This is a genomic window from Pseudomonas pisciculturae (assembly GCF_015461805.1).
GTDB lineage: Bacteria > Pseudomonadota > Gammaproteobacteria > Pseudomonadales > Pseudomonadaceae > Aquipseudomonas > Aquipseudomonas pisciculturae.
In genome coordinates, this window is the sequence record NZ_JACVZE010000001.1 from 909,109 (window position 1) to 920,468 (window position 11,360).

At 60.7% G+C, this 11,360-nt stretch carries 9 protein-coding genes; 4 read left to right on the forward strand and 5 right to left on the reverse strand.

Annotated features, from left to right (window positions below):
* The first annotated feature begins 79 nt into the window (after positions 1-79).
* Positions 80-601: a DUF6586 family protein gene (locus ICY20_RS04105; RefSeq protein ID WP_194936985.1), complete on the forward strand. Its 522-nt coding sequence runs from the start codon at positions 80-82 to the stop codon at positions 599-601.
* 130 nt (positions 602-731) lie between these two features.
* Positions 732-965 (forward strand): hypothetical protein, encoded by a 234-nt coding sequence (locus tag ICY20_RS04110; RefSeq protein ID WP_159959413.1) that lies wholly within the window; start codon positions 732-734, stop codon positions 963-965.
* A 205-nt stretch (positions 966-1,170) separates the two neighbouring features.
* Here ICY20_RS04110 and sulA read toward each other — a convergent pair whose 3' ends face one another.
* The gene (sulA, locus tag ICY20_RS04115; protein ID WP_058425063.1) at positions 1,171-1,644 is read right to left on the reverse strand and encodes an SOS-induced cell division inhibitor SulA; all 474 of its coding nucleotides are present in this window, start codon (positions 1,642-1,644) and stop codon (positions 1,171-1,173) included.
* 10 nt (positions 1,645-1,654) lie between these two features.
* On the reverse strand, positions 1,655-2,263 hold the full coding sequence (gene lexA / locus ICY20_RS04120; RefSeq protein WP_003172575.1) for a transcriptional repressor LexA: 609 nt from the start codon (positions 2,261-2,263) through the stop codon (positions 1,655-1,657).
* A gap of 262 nt (positions 2,264-2,525) precedes the next feature.
* Between lexA and ICY20_RS04125 the strand changes: the two genes are divergently transcribed.
* Both ICY20_RS04125 and nagZ read left to right on the forward strand, forming a co-directional pair.
* Positions 2,526-3,233, forward strand: coding sequence for a TetR/AcrR family transcriptional regulator (locus tag ICY20_RS04125; RefSeq protein ID WP_194936986.1), 708 nt, complete (start codon positions 2,526-2,528; stop codon positions 3,231-3,233).
* A 144-nt stretch (positions 3,234-3,377) separates the two neighbouring features.
* On the forward strand, positions 3,378-4,388 hold the full coding sequence (nagZ, locus tag ICY20_RS04130) for a beta-N-acetylhexosaminidase (protein WP_159959408.1): 1,011 nt from the start codon (positions 3,378-3,380) through the stop codon (positions 4,386-4,388).
* A gap of 111 nt (positions 4,389-4,499) precedes the next feature.
* On the opposite strand, the gene ICY20_RS04135 is transcribed toward nagZ, so the two are convergent.
* From ICY20_RS04135 to mfd, 3 genes are read right to left on the reverse strand one after another with little or no spacing between them, the layout of a single operon-like run.
* On the reverse strand, positions 4,500-7,190 hold the full coding sequence (locus ICY20_RS04135) for a DEAD/DEAH box helicase (protein WP_194936987.1): 2,691 nt from the start codon (positions 7,188-7,190) through the stop codon (positions 4,500-4,502).
* A 9-nt stretch (positions 7,191-7,199) separates the two neighbouring features.
* Entirely contained in the window at positions 7,200-7,766 is a 567-nt protein-coding gene (locus ICY20_RS04140) for a CsiV family protein (protein ID WP_159959404.1), read from the reverse strand.
* Positions 7,767-7,777: 11 nt separating this feature from the next.
* Positions 7,778-11,227 carry a transcription-repair coupling factor gene (gene mfd / locus ICY20_RS04145; protein ID WP_159959402.1) on the reverse strand — a complete coding sequence of 1,150 codons (3,450 nt, stop codon included), beginning with the start codon at positions 11,225-11,227 and terminating at the stop codon, positions 7,778-7,780.
* Between the last annotated feature and the right edge of the window lie 133 nt (positions 11,228-11,360).

Below are 11,360 nucleotides of genomic sequence, written 5' to 3' on the forward strand. Positions count from 1 at the left end.
TACGCTTGCAGTGCGCTCGGTTGATCCGTGACACTGTTGGGCCAGCATCACGCCTCTTTTCGTTGTGGAGACTGCCGTTATGGCCAACGAACTCTATACCCGTACCAATCAGAAAATTTACTTCTCGGGTTTGTCCCTGGAAGCCCTTGGCCGTGCCGAGGAGGGGAAGGAGATAAATGCCATCGGGCTGGTTCAGGCGGGGCGTGAAGCGGCGTTGTTCCACCTCTACGGTGCTTTGCTGGGTCTGTGTCATGAAATTGCCGGGTTCTATCGCTTGCCCCAGGCCGGCTCGCCTCGTGCAGAAATGATCATGAATCGTGAGGTGCTGGACACGATGGCGATCCCTGAGCTGGCTGAATTGGTCGAAATGGCTCAAAGCCCAGACAGTTGGGTGGCGCGTTTGCTTAAGGCGCATGCCGATATGTTCCAGCCGCCGCGCGTTCCCCATGTGCCCAAGGGTGATGTGACTCAGCCGCTTATCGTGGCGGTTTCGCTGGAAGACGACGAGCCTAAGCCGCTGAGTCGAGTAGAGTTGGAAAGCTGGCGCCAGGAACTCAAAAAGATGGCGCTACGCTTTCGCGAAGGCTTGAACGAGTGCTGAGGCACCCCCATTGTTCTGTTACACAGCACAAGCCACCGTTCATCAAGCTGTAAAGAAACCTCTTCAGATCCTCAGCGATGCCGGGTGGATGACTGATATAATCCCGGCCTTTCGTGGAGAACAGATTTTTATGCCAACGTCCTTTCTGGAAATTGTTGAATTGCCTGACGGCCGAATCGAGCTGCGCCGGGCTGAGGACGAGGGTTCTCTGGTAACGTTGGATTTTTCCGAGGACGCTAAAGCGTTCCTGCAAGGCCAGCACGTAGAGGTGGCCAAGGCCATGTTGAGCGTGGGTGTACAAATGGCCGGTCGCTTGGCGGAAGGCGAGCCGGAGAAGGATGAGGGGCCGCGGGTGCTTCACTGAGGTCTGTGGTTGCGTGATTTTTTGTAGTTGCGCGTGCTTCTGTGGCGAGCGAGCTTGCTCGCGCTGGGCTGCGTAGCGGCCCCAAATAGAGTGATGCGGTACATCAGGCATTCCACGGTGCCTGCTTTGGGGCTGCTTCGCAGCCCAGCGCGAGCAAGCTCGCTCGCCACAAAAAGCCCACCCACCCGCAGGTAGGCCTTTCACTTCAGCCCAATCGAATATTCAAGCTCTGAGCATCGCCCGTCCGTGCGGCACTGATCAGTTGCTGCTTGGCACTCGCATTTAACGGATTCAACCAACTCACCACCGTGTGGCTACGGCCCAGTCGCAACGCTTCGCAGGTCAGTTGCTGGGCACTTTGCGCACCGCGTGGCTGTAGCAACAGGATACGCTCGCGGTTGAGGCCGGCGTCCCGCAGCCAGGCCTGGGTCAGGCTGGCGGGTGGGGCGATCAGTGTCAGCCAACGAGCGTCCTGCTCCTCGCTGAGTTCACGCAGGATCGGCGCCAGCAGGCTTAGGCAGCTGCCAGCAGCACCGCGCAACGACAATTCACTGAACGCCTCAGGCTCGGCGCTCCAGGGCGCCTCGACCGTTTCCTTGAGGATGGGCGCAAGGGGTTGGGCCATAAAGGCCTCGAACAGCGACAGTTGTGTGTGTTGTGGGGTGTGCACGAGCTGCATGATGCCTCCTTTAGCGGCGAATAACGCCGACGCTCAGGCCTTCGATCACCAGGTCCTGATCTTTCAGGTTCACTTCAATCGGGGCGAACTCAGGGTTCTCGGCCAGGAGCCAGACCTTGCTGCCTTCGCGTTTGAAGCGTTTGACGGTGACTTCATCGCCGATACGGGCGACGACGATCTGGCCATTACGGGCTTCGCGGGTGGTGTGGACGGCCAGCAGGTCGCCATCGAAGATGCCCACGTCCTTCATGCTCATGCCATGTACCCGCAACAGATAGTCGGCACGAGGGTGGAAGAAGGTCGGGTTTATGTTGCAGGACTCCTCGACATGCTGCTGTGCCAGGATCGGCGCACCCGCAGCAACGCGGCCGATAATGGGCAGTGTCGATTCGTCGGCCTTGGCTTCGAAGCCAGGGATGCGAATGCCGCGGGAAGCACCGGGGGTCATCTCGATCGCGCCTTTGCGAGCGAGGGCCTTGAGGTGTTCTTCGGCGGCGTTGGGGGACTTGAACCCCAGTTCCAGCGCAATTTCTGCCCGAGTCGGCGGGTAGCCGTTGTCATCGAGGCAGCGCTTGATAAAAGCCAGAATCTCAGCTTGGCGTGGCGTCAGTTTTAGCATGTTGATCGCTCTGTCTTTTTATACAGTGACTGGGATTATATACAGTGAATTGCGCTTGGCAATCATCCTTTTTAGCGACTCCGCTGGACGGTCATCAGGCATTCGCCCTACAGGGCATAGATAGCGGGCCTACAGACGGAGGTGGATGTGATTAAATAGCGATGAAATACATGACTGCCCGGCCGGAATGCGAACCCGCAGGCTTGACAAGACACAACCTGAAACGTATGTTTCAAACAAGTGTTTGTCAGGCGGAGTAGCCATGGCCCAGTCGGAAACCGTTGAACGCATTCTCGATGCTGCCGAGCAATTGTTCGCGGAAAAAGGATTTGCTGAAACTTCATTGCGGCTGATTACCAGCAAGGCCGGGGTTAACCTCGCGGCAGTGAACTACCATTTCGGCTCGAAGAAGGCCCTGATCCAGGCAGTGTTCTCACGCTTCCTGGGGCCGTTCTGCGCCAGTCTCGACCGTGAGCTGGAGCGTCGCCAGGCCAAGGCCGACAACAAGCCAACCCTGGAAGACCTGCTGGAAATGCTGGTAGAGCAGGCGCTGGTGGTGCAGCCCCGCAGCGGCAACGACCTGTCCATCTTTATGCGCCTTCTGGGCCTGGCATTCAGCCAGAGCCAGGGTCACCTACGACGTTACCTGGAAGACATGTACGGCAAGGTATTCCGCCGTTATATGCTGTTGGTCAACGAGGCGGCCCCACGTATTCCGCCGATCGAACTGTTCTGGCGCGTGCACTTCATGCTCGGTGCTGCCGCGTTCAGCATGTCTGGGATCAAGGCGTTGCGTGCCATTGCCGAGACCGATTTCGGCGTGAACACTTCCATTGAACAGGTGATGCGCCTGATGGTGCCTTTCCTCGCTGCCGGCATGCGCGCCGAAACCGGCGTGACCGACCCGGCCATGGCCGCCGCTCAATTGCGCCCACGCAGTAAAACCGCTCCGGCTGTCGCCAAGGTGTGACCGCCCCGGGTGTGCGCGGCCGCTTGCATCCGCTAAGCTAGCCGCCATGCCCATTTCAGCTATTTACTCACAACCCGTTGTGCTCATCGCGCCATTTGCGTCGTGTGAGGGCAACGGGTTGCGTGCGTTATTTAAGGAAGGTTTATGACTGCTGCCCTACAAGGCTCTTTGATGGTCGACGTTGCCGGCACCTGGCTGACGGCCGAGGATCGCCACCTGTTGCGCCAGCCTGAAGTGGGTGGCTTGATCATTTTTGCGCGCAATATCGAGCATCCGCGGCAGGTGCGGGAATTGAGCGCCGCGATCCGGGCGGTGCGTCCGGACTTGCTGTTGGCGGTCGACCAGGAAGGCGGGCGTGTGCAGCGCCTACGCCAAGGCTTTGTGCGCCTCCCGGCTATGCGTGCACTGGCGGACAACCCCAACGCCGAGTACCTGGCCGAGCAGTGCGGCTGGATCATGGCCACCGAAGTGCTGGCCGTAGGCCTGGACCTGAGCTTCGCCCCGGTGCTGGATCTGGACTACCAGCGCAGCGCCGTGGTGGGCACCCGTTCCTTCGAAGGTGATCCTGAGCGTGCTGCTGTGCTCGCTGGCGCTTTCATTCGCGGCATGAACAGCGCTGGCATGGCCGCCACGGGCAAGCACTTCCCAGGGCACGGTTGGGCTGAGGCGGATTCCCACGTTGCGATTCCCAATGATGAGCGCAGCCTGGAGCAGATTCGTGCCAATGACCTGGTGCCTTTCGCACGCCTGAGCAAGCAACTGGCGGCTGTGATGCCGGCCCACGTGATTTACCCGCAGGTTGATGCCCAGCCGGCCGGTTTTTCGCGCCGTTGGTTGCAGGACATCCTGCGTGGCGAGTTGCAGTTCGATGGGGTGATTTTCAGCGATGACCTGTCCATGGCCGGTGCCCATGTGGTGGGTGATGCGGCCAGTCGGATTGAGGCTGCACTGACCGCTGGTTGCGACATGGGCCTGGTGTGCAACGATCGTGCGGCGGCTGAACTGGCGCTGAGCGCTGCGCAGCGGATGAAGGTTACGCCGTCGGCGCGGATTGCGCGGATGCGTGGGCAGGCGATTGCTTCGACGGACTATAAGCAGGATCCCCGGTGGTTGGCAGCGCTGACTGCGTTGCGTGATGCTCAGTTGATCGGCTGAAGACCGCGCCGCGGCCATCGCAGGCAAGCCAGCTCCCACATTCGACCGAGTTCCAACTTTGGAATGCAGTCAAATGTGGGAGCGGGCTTGCCCGCGATAGCGATCTAACAGTCAGCGCTTCTCTTGCTTGTTGGGCAGCGGCGCAAACAACGCCTCGATATCTTCATTGCCCAACTGCCAATCCCCCGTCGTACGCCCGTCCAATACACCCGCCGCCAGGTCGGATTTTTCCTTCTGCAGGTGTTGGATTTTTTCCTCCACCGTGCCTCGGGCAATCATCTTGTAAACGAACACCGGCTTCTCTTGCCCTATGCGATACGCACGGTCAGTCGCCTGGTTTTCCGTGGCTGGGTTCCACCACGGGTCGTAGTGGATCACGGTATCGGCTTCAGTCAGGTTCAGGCCCACGCCACCAGCCTTCAGGCTAATCAGAAAGATCTGTAGCTTGCCGCTCTGGAAGTCCTTCACGGGCGTACGCCGGTCGCGGGTCTGGCCGGTCAGCAGGGCGTAGGCAATATCACGTTTTTTCAGCTCGATTTCGATCAGGCTCAACATCGAGGTGAACTGGGAAAACAGCAAAATCCGCCGTCCCTCGGCAAACAACTCATCGAGCATTTCCATCAGGCTGTCGAGCTTGCCCGAGCTGCTGCCACGGGCGGGCAGGGCGGCATCGTTGATCAGGCGCAAATCGCAGCACACCTGGCGCAGTTTGAGCAGTGCCTCAAGAATAATGATTTGGCTGCGCGCCACGCCCTTGCGGGTGATTTCGTCGCGGACCTTCTTGTCCATCGCCAGGCGCATGGTTTCGTATACGTCGCGCTGGGCTTCGTTGAGGTCGACCCAATGGATGATTTCGGTCTTGGGCGGCAGCTCAGTAGCCACTTGCTCTTTGGTGCGGCGTAGCAGAAACGGTTTGATCCGACCATTAAGGTGCTGCAATCGCACATCACTGGCGCGCTTTTCGATAGGCACACGGTAATCACGATTAAAACTCTTCACGTCCCCCAGCCAGCCCGGCAGCAGGAAGTGAAACAGCGACCATAACTCGCCCAGGTGGTTCTCCAGTGGTGTACCGCTCAGGCACAGGCGTTGTCGTGCATTTAGCTCGCGCGCTGCTTGGGCGGCCTTGCTGGACGGGTTCTTGATGTACTGGGCTTCATCGAGGATCAGCACATGCAAAGGCTGGGCGGCGAGCCGTTCGATGTCCTTGGGCAGCAGGGCATAGGTGGTCAGCAGCAGGTCATAGTCCGCCAGGTTTGCGAAATGTTTCTTGCGACCAGCACCATACAGCGCCAGCACCTTGAGCTGTGGGGTGAAGTGCGCCGCTTCATCCAGCCAGTTGGGAATCAAACTGGTGGGCATTACCACCATGCACGGTCGATCCAGGCGCCCGGCGGCTTTCTCGGTGAGAATATGCGCTAGGGTCTGTAGGGTTTTGCCCAGGCCCATGTCATCGGCAAGAATCCCACCGACGTCGAGTTGGCGCAGCGACTGCATCCAGCTCAAGCCTTCGAGCTGATAGGGGCGCAAGGTCGCGTTCAACCCTTCGGGCGCCACGCTGGTGAAGTCCTTGATGTCCCGCAGGCGCTGGGCGAAGTTGCGGATTTTCTCGCCGCCCTCCCATTGCAGGGGCAGGTCTTCCAGCGGGTTGAGGCGGATTGCATCGGCCTTGGCGAGGCGCAATGTCGTGGTGCCGGATTCCTGTAGGTAAAACTCACCGAGGGTTGCCAGCACGGGTTTCAAGCGGCCGTAGGGCAGCGCCACTTGCAGCGGGCCGTGGCCATTGGGCAGGCCCGGAATATTCACCAGGATCAGTTCATCATCGCGACGCCGCGCAAGTTTCTCCGGGTTGAGAATCTCGGTGTGGGAGCGCATAAGGTTCAACAGGATCGGCAGCAAGCTCAGCCGCTCACCGTTGACGATAATCCCCAGCTCCAGATCAAACCAATCACGCTCCGGTCCTTCATCGACGGTGGCGTACCAGTCATCGACGGCGCTGAGGTCAAAGCCGAAGTCTTCATCGATCTGCAACTCCCAGCCCTCGGCGCGCAAGGTAGGCGATGCATTTAACGTGAAGTTCAACCAGGCGCTGTCATTGACCATCTCGAACAGCTCGCCGGCGCTCTCTGGCAGGGCTTTGCTCTGGCGTGTGGCGATCTTGAAACCCAGTAAACGCAATTGCTCGCGATACGGCTGCTCCAGCTCCGGGTGCCGCTTGATGCGAAGGCTTTGGGTTTCTTGGCGCACCACGATATCAGCGTTCTTTTGCCCACTGACATAGTTGCCCAGGTAGTTGAATGACAGCGCCGCCCGGTGCTGGATATAGCGCTGCATCTTGCCGTTGCGTGGTTCAAAAGCGCTGAACTCCACGCTGGCCAGCCACAGTCGCGGCACTGGCGGCACATCCTCCATCACCACCTGCGGTAACGTCACGCGGTTATCCAGCACGGCCTGGAGTTTTTCCAGCAGTTCGGCGTCCTGGGCGGCGGCGGGGTAGGCCAGGGTTTCCTGCACCTTGAACAACACGGCGGCGATGTGTTTGCAGTTGGTGTGCACCGGGCATGTGCAGCGGCTGTCCACCAGGATCAGTGCCCCCTTGGCTGACTCGCGCAGTGAAATGGTCTGGCGATAAACGTTGCCGCCTGAGCCTTCGCAGCTGGCGACGATGGTGCTGTCGCCGGACTCGACGATGCGCACGCGGTTTTCCAGGGCATAACGCCGCCCGCGCTCAAGGCTTTGCTCTTTAAAGCGATTGGCCCACGACGGGGCCAGGGGTTTGGTCAACGGCGACGTCAGGGGCATGGCGCTAGATCAGTCCTGAATGTCGGGCGGAGGCGCGCTGGGTGGCTTGGCGGTCAGCGAGGTGATCTTGATCAGCAGCGCCAAGTGGCCGCCGTCCAGGTAGTTGAGCTGGTTGTTCTTGGTGCGCACGTCGGTCTGGCTCAGGTGTTCGCTGGCGATCACGCTGCCGTTGCTGTCGAACTGGTTGATCCAGAAGTTGGCGTCGATGTCGGTGAAGCGCCCCAATTGCAAGCTCAGTACGCCCTCGATGGGGAACTGGCCGAACTGCTCCTGGCCATCGGTGATAGCAATTTTTACCGGTTGCTCGCCGAGGTTCTGCTCCCACGCCTTGTGCGCCAACACGGTGTAGCTGGTGTCAGCGCGCAGCTTGTCGACGATGTTATTCAGGCGTGGCGGGCTCATTTTATCGCCCAGGCGTACCGCCCCGGCATCCCAGTTTTCCGGCGCAGCGCGGCTGTTGATCACCGGCTCCGCGTTCTGGCGCACCAGGATCATTTCCACCTGGTACGGGCTGTCGGCGAATGCCGACGGGGCCACGACCACCAACAACAGGCTCAGGATGCGGAACAGGCGCATGACGGCGTCCTTCAAACGGATTTGGGGATGAGGCGCTCAAACAGCGCCTCCAATGTATTAAAGCGTTCTTCGGCGCGTTCCATCGGCACCATGAACTTGAACAGCGTAGCCCCTTCGAACTTGTAGCGGTTGGGCTGGCCCTGGATCAGCTTGATCAGTACCAACGGGTCTACCGGTGTCTGCGCTTCGAATTCGATGCGCCCACCTTGCGGCCCGGCATCGACCTTCTTGATGCCCAACTGCTCGGCCTGCAATTTGAGCAGGGTCAGGCGCACCAGGTTCTTGGTCGGTTCCGGCAACAGGCCGAAGCGGTCGATCATCTCCACCTGCAAGTCCTTGAGACCTTCTTCGTCGGTGGCCGAGGCGATGCGCTTGTACAGGATCAGGCGTGCATGCACATCCGGCAGGTAGTCTTCGGGGATCAACGCTGGCAAGCGCAGGTTGATTTCCGGGCCACCGCCCAGCGGTTGATCGAGGTTTGGCTGTTCACCCTTGCGGATCGCTTTCACGGCGCGCTCAAGCATCTCCATATACAGGGTGAAGCCCACGGCCTGGATCTGCCCGCTCTGGCCGTCGCCCAGCAATTCGCCGGCGCCACGGATTTCCAGGTCGTTGGTGGCCAGTACAAAACCGGCGCCCAGGTCCTGGGTGTTGGCGATGGCCTCCAGGCGCTTCTCTGCGTCGGAGGTGATCTGTTGGCGTGGCGGCGTGAGCAAGTAGGCATAGGCCTGGTGGTGACTGCGCCCGACGCGGCCGCGCAGTTGGTGCAACTGCGCCAGGCCGAACTTGTCGGCCCGCTCGATGATGATGGTGTTGGCGCTCGGCACGTCGATGCCGGTCTCGATGATGGTCGAGGCGATCAGCACGTTGAAGCGCTTGTGGTAGAAGTCGCTCATCACTTGTTCGAGTTCACGTTCGCGCATCTGCCCGTGGCCGATGGCGATACGGGCCTCCGGCACCAGTTCAGCGAGGTCGGCGGCGCATTTCTCGATGGTCTTCACGTCGTTGTGCAGGTAGTACACCTGCCCACCGCGCAGCAGTTCGCGCAGCAGCGCTTCCTTGACCGTGCTTTTGTTCTGCTCCATCACGAAAGTGCGCACCGACAAACGGCGCGCCGGCGGCGTGGCGATGATCGACAAGTCGCGCATGCCCGACACGGCCATATTCAGCGTGCGCGGAATCGGTGTGGCGGTGAGGGTAAGAATGTCGACTTCACTGCGCAGGGCCTTGAGCTGTTCTTTCTGGCGCACACCAAAGCGGTGTTCTTCGTCGATGATTACCAGGCCCAGGTTTTTGATCTTCACATCGTCCGACAGCAGCTTGTGGGTGCCGATCACGATGTCGATCTTGCCTTCGGCCAAGTCGGCAACCGCAGCATTCACTTCTTTGGCCGACTTGAAGCGGCTCATCACTTCGACGGTCACCGGCCAATCGGCAAAACGGTCGCGGAAGCTGTTGTAGTGCTGTTGGGCGAGCAGGGTGGTTGGGACCAAAATCGCTACTTGGCGGCCGCCGTGCACGGCGATAAAGGCCGCGCGCATGGCCACCTCGGTCTTGCCGAAGCCCACGTCGCCGCAGACCAGGCGGTCCATCGGCTTGGGCGCGAGCATGTCGGCGCGTACGGCTTCGATGGTGGTTTGCTGGTCTGGGGTTTCTTCGAAGGCAAAGCCTGCGCTGAAGGTGGCGTAGTCGGCTTTCGGGTCGGCAAACGCGTAGCCTTCGCGTGCCGCACGCCGGGCATAGATATCGAGCAGTTCGGCGGCCACATCGCGCACCTGCTCGGCGGCTTTGCGTTTGGCTTTCTGCCAGGTTTCGGAACCCAGGCGGTGCAACGGCGCCAGGGCGTCGTCGCTGCCGGTGTAGCGGGCGATCAGGTGCAGGCTGGCCACTGGCACATAGAGCTTGGCGCCCTCGGCGTATTCCATGGTGAGGAATTCGGCGGCCTGGTTGTCGATCTCCAGGGTTTGCAGGCCCAGGTAGCGGCCCACGCCGTGGTCGATGTGCACCACCGGCGCGCCTTCGCGCAGTTCGGTGAGGTTCTTGATCACCGCGTCGTTGTTGGCGTCGGCGCGTTTTTCGCGGCGACGGCGCTGCATCACGCGCTGGCCGAACAACGGGCTTTCGGCGATCAGCGCCAGGGCCGGGTCTTCCAGCAGCAAGCCTTCGTCCAGCGGTGCGATGGTGATCGCCAGGCGGTCTTTACCTTTTACAAAGTCTGGCCAGCTGTCGACGGTTTTCGGGCGCAGCTTCAGGCGTTCCAGCAGCTCCAGCAGCACTTCACGGCGGCCGGCGGATTCGGCGGTAAACAGCACACGGCCGGGGAAGTCGCCGAGGAAGTTGGACAGCGCTTCCAGCGGCTGATTGGCCTTGGCTTCAATCGCCAGGTTAGGCAGTGCCTGCGCGGGGAAGCGCTCGCGGCCGCTGCCGGCGTCCACGTCTTGTTGGCTGGCGACCACGCGCGGCCAGCTTTTCAGGCGGGCGAAGCAGTCTTCTACCGGCAGGAACAGTTCGGCGGGCGGCAATAAAGGTCGGGATGGATCGACGCGGCGCTCTTCGTAGCGGTTGCGCACGTCGTTCCAGAAGTTTTCCGCCGCCTGCTCGATGCCCGGCAGCGAGAACACTTGGGTGTCCTGGGGCAGGTAATCGAACAGGGTCGAGGTTTCGTCGAAGAACAGCGGCAGGTAGTACTCGATACCGGCCGGTGTAATCCCGCTGCTTAAATCCTGGAAGATCGGGCAGCGGCGGAAGTCGACGTCGAAGCGTTCACGAAAGCGCGCCTTGAAGCGCGTGACCGCGTCTTTTTGCAGCGGGAACTCGCGGGCGGGCAGCAGCTTGATCGATTCCACCTTGTCGATGGAACGCTGGTTCTCGGGATCGAAGGTGCGCAGCGTCTCGATTTCGTCATCGAACAGGTCGATGCGGTAGGGCAGTTTGCTGCCCATCGGGAACAGGTCGATCAGCGCACCGCGCACCGCGAACTCACCGTGCTCGTACACCGTGTCGACGCAGCGGTAGCCGCTGGCTTCCAGGCGCGTGCGCATTTGCTCCACATCGAGCTTCTGGCCGACATCCAGCACCAGGCTGCTGCCCAGCAGGAACTTGGTCGGCGCCAGGCGATGCAAGGCCGTGGTGATCGGCACCACCAGCACGCCGTGGGCCAGTTCCGGCAGGCGGTACAGGCTGGCGATGCGCTGGGAGATGATGTCCTGGTGCGGCGAGAACAGGTCGTAGGGCAGGGTTTCCCAGTCGGGAAAATGCAGCACCGGCAAATCGGGGGCGAAGAAGCTCAGCTCCTGCTCCAGCCGTTCGGCACTTTGGCTGTCGGCGGTCAGCAGCAAGGTAAAGCGCTTGGCTGCGCTGGCAGCCTCGGCAATGGCCAGGCTCAGGGCGGCACCGGGCAGGTTGCCCCAGTGCTGTTTGCCTGCCGCAGCAGGGAGTAGCGGTAGACGCAGGACGGGCACGGAAGGTTGAGCTCCAAGCGTTGCGACAAAGTCGGTAATTGTAACGGTGCGAGGCGCCGTCTGTCAGTTGCTGACTGAGCCTAATACGGTTTGTAGGAAATGTAGTGGCTAAGACAAACAATGGCGGGTTTTG

What these genes read in the sequence shown, in the direction of transcription:
- nagZ (WP_159959408.1), top strand. Translation starts at nt 3,378, where the DNA reads ATGACTGCTGCCCTACAAGGCTCTTTGATGGTCGACGTTGCCGGCACC.
- ICY20_RS04125 (WP_194936986.1), top strand. Translation starts at nt 2,526, where the DNA reads ATGGCCCAGTCGGAAACCGTTGAACGCATTCTCGATGCTGCCGAGCAA.
- lexA (WP_003172575.1), bottom strand. Translation starts at nt 2,263, where the DNA reads ATGCTAAAACTGACGCCACGCCAAGCTGAGATTCTGGCTTTTATCAAG.
- ICY20_RS04135 (WP_194936987.1), bottom strand. Translation starts at nt 7,190, where the DNA reads ATGCCCCTGACGTCGCCGTTGACCAAACCCCTGGCCCCGTCGTGGGCC.
- ICY20_RS04110 (WP_159959413.1), top strand. Translation starts at nt 732, where the DNA reads ATGCCAACGTCCTTTCTGGAAATTGTTGAATTGCCTGACGGCCGAATC.
- sulA (WP_058425063.1), bottom strand. Translation starts at nt 1,644, where the DNA reads ATGCAGCTCGTGCACACCCCACAACACACACAACTGTCGCTGTTCGAG.
- ICY20_RS04105 (WP_194936985.1), top strand. Translation starts at nt 80, where the DNA reads ATGGCCAACGAACTCTATACCCGTACCAATCAGAAAATTTACTTCTCG.
- ICY20_RS04140 (WP_159959404.1), bottom strand. Translation starts at nt 7,766, where the DNA reads ATGCGCCTGTTCCGCATCCTGAGCCTGTTGTTGGTGGTCGTGGCCCCG.